This is a genomic window from Pseudomonas sp. ICMP 8385, from assembly GCF_002699915.1.
In the GTDB taxonomy this organism is placed as follows: domain Bacteria; phylum Pseudomonadota; class Gammaproteobacteria; order Pseudomonadales; family Pseudomonadaceae; genus Aquipseudomonas; species Aquipseudomonas gessardii.
Map to the genome: position 1 here is coordinate 25,205 of NZ_LKBY01000114.1, position 14,862 is coordinate 40,066.

At 61.7% G+C, this 14,862-nt stretch carries 14 protein-coding genes; 7 read left to right on the forward strand and 7 right to left on the reverse strand.

Annotated elements, in window-relative coordinates:
* Nucleotides 1-24: 24 nt before the first annotated feature.
* Nucleotides 25-789 carry a sulfite exporter TauE/SafE family protein gene (locus AO268_RS21835; protein ID WP_099169828.1) on the reverse strand — a complete coding sequence of 255 codons (765 nt, stop codon included), beginning with the start codon at nucleotides 787-789 and terminating at the stop codon, nucleotides 25-27.
* A 190-nt stretch (nucleotides 790-979) separates the two neighbouring features.
* Here AO268_RS21835 and AO268_RS21840 point away from each other — a divergent pair, with 190 nt between their 5' ends.
* Entirely contained in the window at nucleotides 980-1,876 is an 897-nt protein-coding gene (locus AO268_RS21840; protein WP_099169829.1) for a LysR substrate-binding domain-containing protein, read from the forward strand.
* Here the strand turns inward: AO268_RS21840 and AO268_RS21845 are convergent.
* Together AO268_RS21845 and kynU are read right to left on the reverse strand one after the other, a co-directional pair.
* Nucleotides 1,822-3,228 (reverse strand): amino acid permease, encoded by a 1,407-nt coding sequence (locus AO268_RS21845; RefSeq protein ID WP_099169830.1) that lies wholly within the window; start codon nucleotides 3,226-3,228, stop codon nucleotides 1,822-1,824. The genes AO268_RS21840 and AO268_RS21845 overlap by 55 nt on opposite strands.
* Before the next feature lie 149 nt (nucleotides 3,229-3,377).
* Nucleotides 3,378-4,628, reverse strand: a complete 1,251-nt coding sequence (gene kynU / locus AO268_RS21850; protein WP_099169831.1) for a kynureninase — start codon at nucleotides 4,626-4,628, stop codon at nucleotides 3,378-3,380.
* Between the two features lie 143 nt (nucleotides 4,629-4,771).
* On the opposite strand from kynU, the gene AO268_RS21855 reads away from it, so the two are divergent.
* Entirely contained in the window at nucleotides 4,772-5,245 is a 474-nt protein-coding gene (locus AO268_RS21855; protein ID WP_076962686.1) for an Lrp/AsnC family transcriptional regulator, read from the forward strand.
* 153 nt (nucleotides 5,246-5,398) lie between these two features.
* On the opposite strand, the gene catA is transcribed toward AO268_RS21855, so the two are convergent.
* The 3 genes from catA to AO268_RS21875 are packed head-to-tail and all read right to left on the reverse strand — an operon-like array spanning nucleotide 5,399 to nucleotide 7,802.
* Complete coding sequence (gene catA / locus AO268_RS21865; RefSeq protein ID WP_076962685.1) at nucleotides 5,399-6,328, reverse strand: catechol 1,2-dioxygenase; 930 nt, start codon at nucleotides 6,326-6,328, stop codon at nucleotides 5,399-5,401.
* Nucleotides 6,329-6,370: 42 nt separating this feature from the next.
* Entirely contained in the window at nucleotides 6,371-6,661 is a 291-nt protein-coding gene (gene catC / locus AO268_RS21870; protein ID WP_029299901.1) for a muconolactone Delta-isomerase, read from the reverse strand.
* A 13-nt stretch (nucleotides 6,662-6,674) separates the two neighbouring features.
* The gene (locus AO268_RS21875) at nucleotides 6,675-7,802 is read right to left on the reverse strand and encodes a muconate cycloisomerase family protein (protein ID WP_076962683.1); all 1,128 of its coding nucleotides are present in this window, start codon (nucleotides 7,800-7,802) and stop codon (nucleotides 6,675-6,677) included.
* A gap of 114 nt (nucleotides 7,803-7,916) precedes the next feature.
* Between AO268_RS21875 and AO268_RS21880 the strand changes: the two genes are divergently transcribed.
* Entirely contained in the window at nucleotides 7,917-8,792 is an 876-nt protein-coding gene (locus AO268_RS21880) for a LysR family transcriptional regulator (RefSeq protein ID WP_076962682.1), read from the forward strand.
* Nucleotides 8,793-8,925: 133 nt separating this feature from the next.
* On the opposite strand, the gene AO268_RS21885 is transcribed toward AO268_RS21880, so the two are convergent.
* Nucleotides 8,926-9,927: an AraC family transcriptional regulator gene (locus AO268_RS21885; RefSeq protein ID WP_076962681.1), complete on the reverse strand. Its 1,002-nt coding sequence runs from the start codon at nucleotides 9,925-9,927 to the stop codon at nucleotides 8,926-8,928.
* A gap of 309 nt (nucleotides 9,928-10,236) precedes the next feature.
* Between AO268_RS21885 and antA the strand changes: the two genes are divergently transcribed.
* The 4 genes from antA (at nucleotide 10,237) to AO268_RS21905 (ending at nucleotide 14,749) form a co-directional block, all read left to right on the forward strand.
* A complete protein-coding gene (antA, locus tag AO268_RS21890; protein ID WP_099169833.1) occupies nucleotides 10,237-11,628 on the forward strand; it encodes an anthranilate 1,2-dioxygenase large subunit in 1,392 nt (463 codons plus the stop codon).
* The gene (gene antB / locus AO268_RS21895; protein ID WP_076962679.1) at nucleotides 11,628-12,119 is read left to right on the forward strand and encodes an anthranilate 1,2-dioxygenase small subunit; all 492 of its coding nucleotides are present in this window, start codon (nucleotides 11,628-11,630) and stop codon (nucleotides 12,117-12,119) included. The genes antA and antB overlap by 1 nt, the downstream gene beginning before the upstream one ends.
* Nucleotides 12,120-12,269: 150 nt before the next feature.
* Nucleotides 12,270-13,277 (forward strand): anthranilate 1,2-dioxygenase electron transfer component AntC, encoded by a 1,008-nt coding sequence (antC, locus tag AO268_RS21900; protein WP_099169834.1) that lies wholly within the window; start codon nucleotides 12,270-12,272, stop codon nucleotides 13,275-13,277.
* A gap of 71 nt (nucleotides 13,278-13,348) precedes the next feature.
* Complete coding sequence (locus AO268_RS21905; protein WP_099169835.1) at nucleotides 13,349-14,749, forward strand: amino acid permease; 1,401 nt, start codon at nucleotides 13,349-13,351, stop codon at nucleotides 14,747-14,749.
* Nucleotides 14,750-14,862 lie beyond the last annotated feature (113 nt).

A 14,862-nucleotide genomic window follows, 5' to 3' on the forward strand; every position in this document is an offset into this window, starting at 1 on the left:
ACGAGTAATCATTTGATTGTTGCGCTAGCCGCCTATCAACAGGTGCCCGCCCAGGGCCGCCATGCCCATAAAGAACACGCGTTTGAACACCGTGGCACTGATGCGCTGGCGCAGCTGTTGCCCCAGCCACATGCCCAGCAGCGCCGGCACCAGCGCCAGCAACGAGGCATTCAGCTCGCCAGCGCCGAGGTTGCCGCGCCAGAACAGCCCGCCTGCCAGGGCCAGGGTGGACACGCTGAAGGACAGGCCCAGCGCCTGTACCAGTTGGTCACGGTGCAAGCCCAGTGCTTGCAGGTAAGGCACGGCCGGGATCACAAAGACGCCGGTGGCCGAGGTGATGATCCCCGTCAGCAGGCCACACAGTGGGCCCAGCCAGCGCTCGGTGCGGGCAGGCACACGGAGCGTCGGCAGCAACAGCCCGCACAGCGCATACACCAACAGCGCCCCGCCCAAGGCCCGCACCACCCAGGGGCCGCCGTCCATGCCCAGCCACAGCGAACCGAGCCCGGTGCCCAGAAAAATCAGCAGCAACATGGGCCACAGGCGCCGGCTCAATGCGCCCAAGTGCCCACCGAAGGTCAGTTGCCAGAGGTTAGTGATGGTCGAAGGGATGATCAGCAGAGCCGCAGCCTGCGCCGGCAGCATAGCCAGGCCGAGCAGGCCCATGGCAACAGTGGGCAGGCCCAGGCCAATTACGCCCTTGACGGTGCCGGCCAGCAGGAAGGTGCCGATCACCAGTAGGGTCAGGGCTGGGCCGAGGTCTTGGTAGAACGCGAGGAAGGTAGTCATGGGGGGAGTTTGCGGGTTTGGCGTGGGGTTGGAAATTCGCCATATACTGAGGCTGCCTCTTGTTTTGTGTGAGGCTCAGACCGCTATCGCAGGCAAGCCAGCTCCCACATTCTGAATGTGTTCACCCTTCCAAATGTGGGAGCTGGCTTGCCTGCGATAAGGCCCGTCCAGGCACCCGAGAACCCCAGCCATGCACTTTGACCTGATCGACCTGCGCCTCTACCTGCATATCCTCGACGCCGGCAACATCACCGCCGGCGCCGCCCGCAGCCACTTGTCCCTGGCCGCCGCCAGTGCGCGCATCCGCGCCATGGAGGCCTCACTGGGCGTCGAATTCCTGCAGCGCGGCCGCCGTGGCGTGACCCCGACGGCCGCCGGTAACGCCCTGGCCCGGCACGCGCGCCTACTGTTGCAACAAGCCGAACGCCTGCAACAAGAGCTGGCGGAATACGCCAACGGCGTCAAAGGCCAGGTGCGCCTGCTGTGCAACACCACCGCCCTTAGCGAATACCTGCCGGAGTTGCTGGCGGATTTTCTCTGCGCCCACCCCAACCTCGATATCGACCTGCAAGAGCTGCCCAGCCTGCGCATCACCCATGCCCTGCGCCAGGGCGCGGCGGACCTGGGGATTATTTCCGATGCGGTGGACACCCATGGCTTGCAGACCCGCCCCTTTCGCGACGACCCGTTGATGCTGATCCTGCCGGCAGGGCATCCGCTGACGGCCGGCGCAGTGAGTTTTATCGACAGCCTGCCTTACGACTATGTAGGCCTGGCCGCCGACAGCGCGTTGGCGGTGTACCTGGAGGAGCAGGCGCTGCACGCGGGCTTTCGCTTGCAGACCCGGGTGCGGGCCGATGGCTTTGCTGGGGTGATGCGCATGGTCGCCCGTGGCGCCGGGCTGGGGATTGTGCCGCTGGCGGCGTTGCAGCGCTGGCCCCACGCGCAGCCCTTCCAGGCCCAGCCCCTGACGGAGGACTGGGCCTGTCGCAAACTGCTGGTGTGCGCGCGTTCGTTCGAGCAGTTGCCGGGTTATGCCAGGGCCTTGCTCGATGCCTTGTCCGTGCCTTTGCGGAAAAACACGTAATACACCGCCGAGAGAATCAGCAGGAACGGCACGCCAAACACCAGGGTCATCTTGAACGCCTCGGTGAAGAACGTGGTGATCATCACCGCGCCCATCAGCACCAGCCCCAGCAGCGTGCTGTAGGGAAACAGCCGCAGTTGGAACGACAACTTCGGCCCGCCATGGCGCTTGCGGTAGCGGCGGAAGAACAGGTGCGTGAGGAAGATCATGAACCAGGTGAAGATCGCGCCAAACATCGAGATGGCCATCATCAAGGTGAAGGAGCTTTCCGGGTACACCACGTTGAGCAGGGTCGCCAGGGCGATGCCCGAGCTGGACAGCAACAGGGCATTGAGCGGGATCCCACTCTTGCTCAGGGCGCCCATGGATTTTGGCGCGAAGCCGGCGCGGGACAGGCTGAACATCATGCGCGTGGTGATGTACAGCTGGCTGTTCATGGCCGACAGTGCGGCAATCAGGATCACGAAGTTCATCACCCCGGTGGCGCCGGGAATGCCGATGGTCTGCATCACCGTGACAAACGGGCTCTGGCTCTGCCCGGCCTGGTTCCACGGCAAGATGGCCAGCATCAGCGCCAGGGTCAGCAGGTAGAACACCACCAGCCGCACAATCGTCGCACGGAAGGCTTTTTTCACCGCCTGCTCCGGGTCGGCCGCTTCACCCGCCGCCACCGCGATCATCTCCACGCTCAGGTAGCTGAAGATCGACACGATCACCGCGATCCACATGCCACTCAGGCCATTGGGGAAAAACCCGCCATGGGCCGTGTAGTTCTGCACCCCGTAATCCGGGTTGCCGGAGCCGAACACCACATACACCGCGAGGATGATAAAGCCGACGATGGCGCTGATCTTGATCGTCGAGAACCAGTACTCGAAGTTGCCGAAGGTCTTGACGCTGATGGCGTTAAGCACGATCAGCACACTGGAGAACGAGACGATCCACACCCATTCCGGCACGTTGGCGAACCAGTACTTCATGTACATCGCCACCGCCGTGACCTCGGCGCCCACCGCCAGCACAATCGCCGCCCAGTACGCATAACGCACCAAAAACCCGGCCAGGGGGCTGATATAGAACTCGGCGTAGGCGCCAAAAGAGCCGGAGGTGGAATGGGCCACCGTCATTTCCGCCAGGCAGCCCATCAACAACAAGGTGATCAACGCGCCGATGGCGTAGCTGACCAGCACGCTGGGCCCGGCATAGCCGATGGCATAGGCGCTGCCCATAAACAACCCGGTGCCGATGGCGCCACCGATGGCGATCATGCTCATCTGCCCGGAAGTGAGCTGGCGCCGCAGGCCCAGTTCGCGGTTGGTGATTGCTGCAAAGCCGTTGTCTGGCGTGGTCACGTGCGTGCCCCTTTATTATTGTGATGGTTACTGCTGGCCAAGCACCTGTGGGAGCTGGCTTGCCTGCGATGCAGGCACCTCGGTATGTCAGTGAGACCGAGGCGATTTGATCGCAGGCAAGCCAGCTCCTACATGGGTTTTGTGGTTTTTCAGGTGACGCTGTGGCGCACTTTGAATTGCGGCTGGTCCCAGGTTTTCTCATCGAGGATTTCACCAAGGATTTCTACCGCATCCCACACCTCGGTAAAGCTGGTGTACAGCGGGGTAAAACCAAAGCGCATGATCTTCGGCTCACGGTAATCACCAATCACGCCACGGGCAATCAGGGCCTGGACGATGGCGTAGCCTTGCGGGTGTTCAAAGCTCACATGACTGCCGCGCTTGGCATGCTCGAGCGGAGTGATCAGTGCCAGGTCATGGGCGGCGCAGCGGCTTTGCACCCGTTCGATAAACAGGTCGGTGAGCGCCAGGGATTTGCGGCGCAGGCTGGCCATGTCGGTCTGGGCGAAGATATCCAGGCCGCACTCGACCATCGCCAGCGAGGTGATCGGCTGGGTGCCGCACAGGTAGCGGGTGATGCCCTTGCCCGCCACGTAGTTGGACTCCATGGCGAACTGGCGGCTATGGCCGAACCAGCCCGACAAGGGCTGCGCCACCAACTCCACCAGCGCCGGGTTGACCCAGACAAACGCCTGGGAACCCGGGCCGCCGTTGAGGTATTTGTAGGTGCAGCCAATAGCGTAGTCGGCGCCGGCCAGGTGCAGGTCAATCGGCACCGCGCCCGCCGAGTGCGCCAGGTCCCAGATCGCCAGTGCGCCGCACTCATGGCTCAGGGCGGTCAGCGCCTGCATGTCGTGCATGTAGCCGGTCTTGTAGTTGACGTGGGTGATCATCACCACGGCAGTGTCCTGGTCGATGGCCGCCGGCAGTTCGTCCGGGCTGTTCACCAGGCGCAGGCTGTAGCCCTGTTGCAGCAGCGCGGCCAGGCCTTCGGCGATGTACAGGTCGGTGGGAAAGTTGCTCGCCTCGCTGACAATCACCTTACGCTGCGGCTGGCGTTGGCGCTGCACGCTCAAGGCGGCGCTGAGCACCTTGAACAGGTTGATCGAGGTGGTATCGGTAATCACCACTTCAGCCTCGCCCGCGCCGATCAGCGGCGCCAGGCGGTTGCCCAGGCGCTGGGACAGATCGGCCCAGCCGGCGCTGTTCCAGCTGCGGATCAAACCATTACCCCACTCCTCGGCAATCACCGCTTGCGCCCGCGCAAGCGCCGCCACCGGGCGTGCGCCGAGGGAGTTGCCGTCGAGGTAGATCACCCCTTCCGGCAGGGCGAACTGATAGCGCAGGGGCGCCAGCGGGTCCTGGGCATCGAGGGTCTGGCAGTGATTGCGGCTGGTCATGGAAAGTCCTGTTTTTATAGGTGACGATGGACCAAATAATGAACGAAGATTTGCAGAATTTTCGTGCAAAGTGCGCGACAACTGGCTTAATAAGCTGTAGGAAATTCTAATTTAACCTCCAAATACGCGGATTAATTCTAAGCATGATTCTCGACGCCACCGACCTGCGCCTCCTGTATTTCTTGCAACAGGATGGCCGTATCAGCAACCAGGAACTGGCGGAAAAAGTCGCCCTGTCGCCGTCCGCCTGCCTGCGTCGCTTGCGCCTACTGGAGAGTGAGGGGGTGATCAGCGGTTATCGCGCGGTGCTCAATGCCGAGCAGTTGGGGATCGAGCTGGAAGCCATCGTCCACCTGTCGTTGCGCCAGGATATGGAGGACTGGCACGAGACCTTTATCAAGAAGGTCCAGGGCTGGCCGGAAGTGGCCAGTGCCTATGTGATCACCGGCGCCAGCAACTACGTGCTGCGGGTACAGGCGCGCAACCTCAAGCACTTTTCCGACTTTATCGTGAACCACCTCAACCGCACGGCGGGGGTGATGGATATCCGTTCGGAGATTGTGTTGCAGAAGATCAAGGACCGGGATGAGGTGCTGGACCTGGTCGTGCGCAAATAGCCAAAACACCGCCGATCACCTGTGGGAGCTGGCTTTTGTGGGAGCCGGGCTTGCCCGCGATACAGACACCTCGGTTTATCTGCAATACCGAGGAGATACTATCGCAGGCAAGCCAGCTCCCACAAAAGCCAGCTGCCACAGGTTTGACTGCGTTTAGTCTTCGAGGGCGCGTACGCGTTGCATGCGCTTTTGCTCGACCGGGGCCACCGCCGGCTGCAACTCGAAGTCGAAATCGATCTGCGCAAACTTGCCCTCCACGCCAAACTCCCGCGCCAGTTGCGGGTCTTCGCTAAAGCGAATCTCGGCAATCAGCTCATCCCGCGTCGCGTAGGCAAAGTCATCATGCAGATACGGATCATCCGACAGGTTGATCTGCGTGGTCAGGTGCCGATGCCCCGGTGCCGAGATAAAGAAGTGGATATGCGCCGGTCGCTGGCCGTGGCGCCCCAGTTGATCGAGCAACTGCTGGGTCGGCCCGGTCGGTGGGCAGCCGTAGCCAGACGGCACGATGCTACGGAAACGATAATTGCCCTGGGCATCGGTCTCGATCCGGCGGCGCAGGTTGAACTCCGATTGCGATGGGTCGAACCAGGAGTAAGTCCCGCCGGTGTTGGCCTGCCACACATCCACAATCGCCCCGGCCAACGGCTTGCCGTCGACATCGCGCACTTGCCCGCGCATAAACAGCGGCACAGCCGTATCCAGGCCATCGTCCAGGCGTGCTTCGTATTTGGACAGCGGCGCACCCGCCACGTACAGCGGCCCTTCGATGGTGCGCGGGGTGCCGCCGGACTTGCCGGCTTGCTCGTCGGCGGCGTCCATCAACAGGTCCAGGTAATGCTCCAGGCCCAGGCCTGCGGCAAGCAGCCCGGCTTCCTGGTTCTTGCCCAGTTCATTGAGGTAGTTGACCGCCTTCCAGAACTCTTCCGGGGTCACTTCCAGGTCTTCGATGATATTCACCGTATCGCGCAGGATCCGGTAGATCAGCGCCTTGGCCCGTGGGTTGCCGGCGTCATTGAGGTTGCCACTGGCTTCTTCGAGAAAGCGCTGGGCATGGGCAGTCTGGGACAGTCGAATGGACATGGTGCAATCCTCATCTTGTAATTATTAAGTGGCTAGACAGACTCAGCGATCATCCTCATGGATCGACGACGGATGCCGGCACAGGGCATTCACTTCGATGGCCATGTAGGGATAGAGCGGCAGTTGCATCAACAGGTCATGCAGTTCCTGCACGCTGTCGACATCGAACACGCTGTAGTTGGCGTACAGCCCGGCGATGCGCCACAGGTGGCGCCATTTGCCCTGCGCCTGCAGGCGTTGGGCCAGGGCTTTTTCGTCGGCCTTGAGGGCCGCCGCGCGCTCGGGGTTCATGTCCACGGGCAGGTTGACGGTCATTTTTACGTGAAACAACATCGCAGGCGTCCTCTTAATGTTTGTCACGACGGAAGAACGCCAGGCGTTCCTCATCGATGGCCAGGCCCAGGCCCGGGGCGGTCGAGACATGCAGGTGGAAATCGCGATACACCAGCGGCTCGGTAAGAATATCTTCGGTGAGCAGCAGCGGCCCGAACAGCTCGGTGTCCCACGCCAGTTTGTTCAGGGTGAGAAATGCATGGGCCGACGCCAGGGTGCCGATCCCGCCTTCGAGCATGGTGCCGCCATACAGGCCGATCCCCGCCGCTTCGGCAATCGCCGCCGTGCGCAACACCGCGCGCGGGCCGCCGTTTTTCGCGATCTTCAGGGCAAATACCGAGGCCGCGCCTTCGCGGGCCAGGTTAAAGGCATCTTCGACACATTCGATGGATTCGTCGGCCATGATCGGCGCCGGGCTCGACAGGTTGAGGCGGGCCATGCCGCCACGGTTATTGCGCGAGATCGGCTGTTCGATCAGGTCGATCCCGTTATCGCCCAGCACCTTGCAGGCGCGCAGGGCCACGGCTTCGTCCCAGGCCTGGTTGACGTCCACCCGCACGCTGGCGCGCTCGCCCAGGGCTTGTTTGATCGCGATCACATGGGCCAGGTCCTGGCTGACTTCACCGGCGCCGATCTTCAGCTTGAAGATGCGGTGGCGGCGCAGGTCGAGCATCTTCTCGGCCTCTTCGATGTCTTTTGCGGTGTTGCCGCTGGCCAGGGTCCACGCCACCGGCAAGGCATCGCGCACGCGGCCGCCGAGCAGTTCGCTGACCGGTAAAGCCAGGCGCTTGCCGAGGGCATCGAGCAAGGCGCTTTCAATACCAGACTTGGCAAAGGTATTGCCACGGATGCTGCGCTCCAGGCGCAACATCGCCGCGTTGATATTGCTGGCATCCTGACCGATCAGCAGCGGCGCAAAATGTTGGTCGATATTGATCTTGATACTGTCGGGGCTTTCATTGCCGTAGCTCAGGCCACCGATGGTGGTGGACTCGCCAATGCCTTCGGTGCCGTCGGCGCAACGCACGCGGATGATCACCAGGGTCTGGTTTTGCATGGTGTGCATCGCCAGCTTGTGCGGGCGGATGGTGGGGAGATCGACGATGATGGTCTCGATCGACTCGATGGCGCAAATCGGCATGGCAATACCCGTTGGGTTCTTTATAGGTCTTGCTTGATTCTGTCGCCCATTGTTGTTGGCTTCCAATATAGAATTGGTCTCGAACAATACCCTCAAGGTATGAGAGGAACTCGTATGGAACTGCGCCACTTGCGTTACTTCCAGGTGCTGGGGGAAACCCTGAACTTCACCCGCGCCGCCGAACGCCTGCATATCGCCCAGCCGCCGTTGAGCCGGCAGATCCAGCAATTGGAAGACGAGTTGGGCGTGGTCCTGCTGGAGCGTGGCCGGCCGTTGCGGCTGACCGAAGCCGGGCGCTACTTCTATGAACACGCCAATGTGCTGCTGGAGCAATTGACCAAGACCTGCGACAACACCCGGCGCATCGGCCTGGGGCAGAAGACCTGGCTGGGGATCGGCTTTGCCCCCTCGACCCTGTATGGCGTGCTGCCAGAGCTGATCCGCCGCCTGCGCAGCCATGACGCGCTGGAGCTGGAATTGGGCCTGGCGGAGATGACCACCCTGCAACAGGTCGAGGCGCTCAAGGCCGGGCGCATCGATGTGGGGTTCGGGCGGATTCGCATTGATGACCCGGCCATTGTCCAACGCGTGCTGGTGGAGGATCGGCTGGTGGCGGTGTTGCCGGCCGGGCACCCGCTGCTGGGCGCACCGGTGACCCTCGCGCAACTGGCCGCCGAGCCACTGGTGCTGTACCCCGGCAACCCGCGCCCCAGCTATGCCGACCATGTGATCGCACTGTTCGACACCCATGGCCTGGCGATCAAGGTGGCGCAATGGACCAATGAGTTGCAGACCGCCATTGGCCTGGTCGGGGCCGGCATGGGGGTGACGCTGGTGCCGGCCTCGGTGCAGATGCTGCACCGGGCGGATATCGGCTATACGCCGATTGTCGAGGCCACCGCGACGTCGCCGATCATTCTCAGCCGGCGGGTTAATGATCAGTCGCCGGGGCTGGGTCATTGCTTGCAACTGGTGGAAGAGCTGATCTGAAACAGCCCAGCCACCACTAATACCCTGTGGGAGCTGGCTTTCCTGCGGTAGCGGTGGATCAGTCACCAGATTCTTTGACTGCCCCACCGCTATCGCAGGCAAGCCAGCTCCTACATTTTGATCTGCAGTGTGTTCAGGCACCGCGCATGCGCCGCGCACCGTTACGTTGCAGCGTCTGGCTGGGGGATTCGTCGAACAGTTTGCGGTACTCCGCCGAAAACCTTCCCAGGTGGGTAAAACCCCAGCCCAGGGCGATTTCGGAGATGGTGCGGGTTGCCCCATGCTCCAGAATCTCCTGGCGCACCGCGCCCAGGCGGTACTTTTTCAAGTAGGCCATGGGGGACAGGGCGAAGTATTTGCGAAACGCATCGAACAGCTTGAACCGCGACACCCCGGTGGCCGCCTCCAGGTCTTCCAGGTGCAGCGCTTCGCGGGCGTTATCGTGGATATATTGGCGGGCGCGGATCAGGTAGTGGGGCAACTTCACGCCCAGCACGTCGCGCAGTTCTTCGGAGTAGTTGTTCGGCTGGGCCAGGATCAGGCCCTTGATCAGCGAGCTTTCCAGGTCACGGGTAAACGCGGCCTGGTCATACAGCTCGCTGCTGTGTTCCAGCTCCGCGATAACGTGCCGTGCCATGCGCCACCACGCCGCCGGTGCACCCTGCACCGCATCCATCACCGCTTCAAAGCGCAACGGCGCATCAATCGGCCGCTGTAACAGGCCCTCCAGGATTTCGCTCATCGCCGCGCGGGTGATCACCACCTGCAACTTGCGGCAGTCGCCGGAGATCGCCAGCACCTGGTGTTCATTGGGCGAGATGATCACGCCCTGGTCGCGGTTGGAACTCAAGCGCTGGCCGCCCTTGCTCAACTCCTGCTCGCCCACCAGCGGCAGGCTCAGGCTGTAGCTGCGAAAGTGTTCGGCGTCTTCGATATCGATGGTCACGTCGGTGCCATATTCGATCACCCCCAGCGTGGTGGCGCGGGACTTGAACACATTGGCACTGTGGTGGAAGCGCAGGCGCGCAGGCGCGGTGGTTTCCAGGCGATGGGGCCCGCAGATGCCGGACATCCAGCTGCGGGCACCTTCAAGGTCGAAACGTTCAATACGGATATCGCGTGTATGGCTACTCATCAGGGTGCACTCACGGCGGTTGTGGCCAGCGCGCTCTGACGGCGCGTCCGGTGGATCAAGGCAAGTTCTGCGCCACCTCGCGCACTTGCCCACTGAGTGGATAACGAGCGTCGACTATGTGGATAAGAAACCGGCTTTTACGACCATTGCCTGGCCAGACAGTAGCGCATTCCCCGGCGGCGTTGCACCCAAGTGGGTACTTGCTCCCCAACTATGCGGCCCATCTTCCCCCACTAAGCGGATAGCTGGCCGCCCCCCTGCCCGCCTCTAATGAACCACCGATTAGCTACCCAATAAAAGGTGCCTCCCATGAGTGGTGCAAGAAGCGTCGAGCAGTGGAAAACGTTTATCGAAAGCTGCCTGGATTTCCGTCCGGCCGAGGGTGTGTTCCGCATCGCCCGTGACATGTTCACCGAGCCCGAGCTGTTCGACCTGGAGATGGAACTGATCTTCGAGAAGAACTGGATCTACGCCTGCCACGAAAGCGAACTGGCCAACAACCATGACTTCGTGACGATGCGCGCCGGGCGCCAGCCGATGATCATCACCCGCGACGGCGAAGGCCAGCTCAACGCCCTGATCAACGCCTGCCAACATCGCGGCACCACCCTGACCCGCGTCGGCAAGGGCAACCAGTCCACCTTTACCTGCCCGTTCCACGCCTGGTGCTACAAGAGCGACGGGCGCCTGGTGAAGGTCAAGGCGCCGGGGGAATACCCGGAAGGTTTCGACAAGGCCACCCGCGGCCTGAAGAAGGCGCGCATCGAAAGCTACAAGGGCTTTGTGTTTATCAGCCTCGACGTGCACGGCACCGACAGCCTGCAAGACTTCCTCGGCGACGCCAAAGTGTTCTTCGACATGATGGTCGCGCAATCCGCCACCGGTGAGCTGGAGGTGCTGCCCGGCAAGTCGGCCTACACCTACGACGGCAACTGGAAGCTGCAGAACGAAAACGGCCTGGACGGCTACCACGTCAGCACCGTGCACTATAACTACGTGGCCACGGTGCAGCATCGCCAGCAGGTCAATACGCAAAACGGCAGCGCCTCCGGCAGCACCCTGGACTACAGCAAACTCGGCGCCGGCGATGCCAATACCGATGACGGCTGGTTCGCCTTCAACAACGGCCACAGTGTGTTGTTCAGCGATATGCCCAACCCCAGCGTGCGCTCCGGCTACGCCACCATCATGCCGCGCCTGGTGGCAGAGCACGGCCAGCAAAAGGCCGAGTGGATGATGCACCGCCTGCGCAACCTCAACGTGTACCCGAGCCTGTTCTTCCTCGACCAGATCAGCTCGCAACTGCGCATCATCCGCCCGGTGGCGTGGAACAAGACCGAGATCATCAGCCAGTGCCTGGGGGTCAAGCACGAGTCCGACGCTGACCGCGAAAACCGTATCCGCCAGTTTGAAGACTTCTTCAACGTGTCCGGCATGGGCACCCCCGATGACCTGGTGGAATTTCGCGAAGCCCAGCGCGGCTTCCAGGGCCGCCTGGAACGCTGGAGCGATATCTCCCGGGGCAGCCATCGCTGGGCAACCGGGCCGACGCCCAACAGCGAGGCCATCGGCATCCAACCGGCCATGACCGGCACCGAATTCACCCACGAAGGGCTGTACGTCAACCAGCACCGCAACTGGCAGACCTTCCTGCTGGACGGTCTGGACGCACAATCCTTGAAACTGCACGAGGTGAAATGATGAACGCGCCATTGCAGTATCAGATCGAGCAGTTTTTCTACCGCAAATCCGAGCTGTGCGACGCCCAGGACTGGGACGCCTATGTGCAGTTGTTCGACCCGCAGAGTGAGTTCCACCTGCCGCAATGGGACTCGGAGCACGTCTACACCCGCGACCCCAAGCGCGAGATGTCGCTGATCTACTACGCCAACCGTTCGGGCCTGGAAGACCGGGTGTTCCGCCTGCGCACCGGCAAGGCGGCGTCCGCCACCCCCATGCCGCGCACCTTGCACCTGATCAATAACGTACGGATTGCCGAGCAGGCTGATGGCTGCCTGGAGGTGCGGCTGAACTGGCACACGCTGTTTTATCGGTTGGCGATGTCGGAGCAGTTCTATGGCCACGCCACCTATAGCCTCAAGCCCCATGGCGACAGTTGGCTGATCACGCGCAAGCATGCGCTGCTGCTCAATGACACGATCAACTCGGTGCTGGATTTCTACCACCTCTGACGTTGACGCCCTCCCTTCAACTGTAGGAGCGAGCTTGCTCGCGAAAAAACCAAGGGCTGCGCGTGCATTCAGGATGCCCGCGCCATCGTTAACGTTTTTCGCGAGCAAGCTCGCGCCTACAGGTATTACCCAATCCATGGAGAACGGTGGATGAATCACAAAGTGGCCTTCAGTTTTGCCGATGGCAAGACCTTGTTCTTTGCGGTGGGCAGCAACGAAATCCTGCTGGATGCAGCATTGCGCAGTGGCATCAAGATCCCCCTCGATTGCCGCGAAGGCGTGTGCGGCACCTGCCAGGGGCGTTGCGAGTCCGGCGACTACAGCCAGGACTATGTGGATGACGAGGCCTTGTCCAGCCTCGACCTGCAACAGCGCAAGATGCTCAGTTGCCAGACCCGAGTCCAATCGGATGCGGCGTTTTACTTCGATTTCGATTCGAGCCTGTGCAATGCGCCAGGGCCGGTGCAGGTCAGCGCCAGGGTCTGCGAGGTGCAACAGGTGTCGGCCAGCACCGCGATTCTGGCGGTGCAACTGGAGCAGGCCCTGGACTTTCTGCCGGGGCAATATGCGCGCCTGTCGATCCCCGGCACCGAGCACCAGCGCTCCTACTCCTTCGCCAACCGCCCGGGCAACCGCTTGCAGTTTTTGATCCGCTTGCTGCCGGACGGGGTGATGAGCAATTACATACGCGAGCGCTGCCAGGTCGGCGATGAAATCACCCTGGAGGCACCGCTGGGTGCGTTTTATCTGCGGCACGTCACCCAGCCACTGGTGCTGGTGGCCGGCGGCACCGGGTTGTCGGCACTCTTGGGGATGCTCGATGAATTGGCCGAGCGCGGCTGCGAGCAACCGGTGCACCTGTATTACGGGGTGCGCGGGGCCGAGGATTTGTGCGAGGCCGAGCGCATCAAGGCGTATGCCCAAACCTTGCGCGGTTTTCGCTACACCGAAGTGCTCAGCGACCCATCGCCGCAGTGGCCTGGCAAGCGCGGCTATTTGACCGAGCATTTCGACCTGGCCGAATTGCGGGATAGATCGGCCGATATGTACGTCTGCGGCCCCCCTCCAATGGTCGAATCGATCAAGAAGTGGCTGCAAGAACAGGCACTTGATGGCGTTCAGCTGTATTACGAAAAGTTTACCGAGAGTAATATCTGACCCCTCAGCAGTGAGGGGCGGGTCTGGCGTGCAGGATCAACCCTGAAAAAAACAAGTAAAAGGGAATGTTAATGGCGGATGACATGGTTAACCCGGTGGGCCTCAAGCGTGGCCTGAAAAACCGGCATATTCAGCTGATTGCCCTGGGCGGGGCGATTGGTACGGGTTTGTTCCTCGGTTCGGCCGGGGTGCTGAAATCGGCGGGGCCTTCGATGATCCTGGGCTATGCGATAGCCGGGTTTATCGCGTTTCTGATCATGCGCCAGCTGGGCGAGATGATCGTCGAGGAACCGGTCGCCGGCTCCTTCAGCCACTTCGCCCACAAGTACTGGGGCGGCTATGCAGGCTTCCTCGCCGGCTGGAACTACTGGGTGCTGTATGTGCTGGTGGGCATGGCCGAATTGACGGCGGTGGGCAAGTACATCCAGTTCTGGTGGCCTGAAGTGCCGACCTGGGTCAGCGCGGTGGTGTTCTTCGTTGCGGTGAACCTGATCAACACCCTGAACGTGAAGTTCTTCGGTGAGACCGAATTCTGGTTCGCGATCATCAAGGTAGTGGCGATCATCGGCATGATCGTGCTCGGCTGCTACCTGCTGTTCAGCGGCACCGGCGGCCCGCAAGCCTCGATCAGCAACCTGTGGGACCACGGCGGTTTCTTCCCCAACGGCGGCATGGGCCTTTTGATGGCGATGGCGTTCATCATGTTCTCGTTCGGCGGCCTGGAGCTGGTGGGTATTACGGCTGCCGAAGCCAGCGAGCCGCGCAAGGTGATCCCCAAGGCGATCAACCAGGTGGTGTACCGGATCCTGATTTTCTACGTCGGCGCCCTGACCGTGCTGCTGTCGCTGTACCCCTGGGATCAACTGCTGCAAACCCTCGGCGCGTCCGGCGATGCCTACAGTGCCAGCCCGTTCGTGCAGATCTTCTCGTTGATCGGTAACGACACCGCCGCGCACATCCTCAACTTCGTGGTGCTGACCGCCGCACTGTCGGTGTACAACAGCGGCGTGTACTGCAACAGCCGCATGCTGTTCGGCCTGGCCGAGCAAGGCGACGCGCCCAAGGCGCTGATGAAGCTCAACAAGCAAGGCGTACCGTTGCGCGCCCTGGGCATTTCGGCCCTGGTGACGTTGCTGTGCGTGGTGATCAACTACGTGGCACCCAAGGATGCACTGGTGCTGTTGTTTGCCCTGGTGGTTGCTTCGCTGATGATCAACTGGGCGCTGATCAGCCTGACCCACATCAAGTTCCGCAAGGCCATGGGCGAGCAAGGCGTGGTGCCGTCGTTCAAGACCTTCTGGTTCCCGTTCAGCAACTACCTGTGCCTGGCGTTCATGTTGGTGATCGTTGGCGTGATGCTGGCCATCCCGGACATGCGCCCATCGGTGTATGCGATGCCGGTGTGGGTGGGGATTCTCTTTGCGGCGTACTGGCTGCGCTCGAGAAAGGCCAAGACCTTGGCAACACAGTAATCCATGTGGGAGCGGGCTTGCTCGCGAAGGCGACCTGTCAGTTGATGCATGTGCTGACTGATACACCGCTATCGCGAGCAAGCCCGCTCCCACATTTTGATCTGCATTCCAAG

Bases quoted from the DNA above. Each gene is read 5' to 3' on its own strand.
- AO268_RS21885 (WP_076962681.1), bottom strand. From the start codon at position 9,927: ATGAGTAGCCATACACGCGATATCCGTATTGAACGTTTCGACCTTGAA.
- kynU (WP_099169831.1), bottom strand. From the start codon at position 4,628: ATGACCAGCCGCAATCACTGCCAGACCCTCGATGCCCAGGACCCGCTG.
- antB (WP_076962679.1), top strand. From the start codon at position 11,628: ATGAACGCGCCATTGCAGTATCAGATCGAGCAGTTTTTCTACCGCAAA.
- antA (WP_099169833.1), top strand. From the start codon at position 10,237: ATGAGTGGTGCAAGAAGCGTCGAGCAGTGGAAAACGTTTATCGAAAGC.
- AO268_RS21905 (WP_099169835.1), top strand. From the start codon at position 13,349: ATGGCGGATGACATGGTTAACCCGGTGGGCCTCAAGCGTGGCCTGAAA.
- catA (WP_076962685.1), bottom strand. From the start codon at position 6,328: ATGTCCATTCGACTGTCCCAGACTGCCCATGCCCAGCGCTTTCTCGAA.
- AO268_RS21875 (WP_076962683.1), bottom strand. From the start codon at position 7,802: ATGCCGATTTGCGCCATCGAGTCGATCGAGACCATCATCGTCGATCTC.
- AO268_RS21855 (WP_076962686.1), top strand. From the start codon at position 4,772: ATGATTCTCGACGCCACCGACCTGCGCCTCCTGTATTTCTTGCAACAG.
- AO268_RS21835 (WP_099169828.1), bottom strand. From the start codon at position 789: ATGACTACCTTCCTCGCGTTCTACCAAGACCTCGGCCCAGCCCTGACC.
- AO268_RS21880 (WP_076962682.1), top strand. From the start codon at position 7,917: ATGGAACTGCGCCACTTGCGTTACTTCCAGGTGCTGGGGGAAACCCTG.
- antC (WP_099169834.1), top strand. From the start codon at position 12,270: ATGAATCACAAAGTGGCCTTCAGTTTTGCCGATGGCAAGACCTTGTTC.
- catC (WP_029299901.1), bottom strand. From the start codon at position 6,661: ATGTTGTTTCACGTAAAAATGACCGTCAACCTGCCCGTGGACATGAAC.
- AO268_RS21840 (WP_099169829.1), top strand. From the start codon at position 980: ATGCACTTTGACCTGATCGACCTGCGCCTCTACCTGCATATCCTCGAC.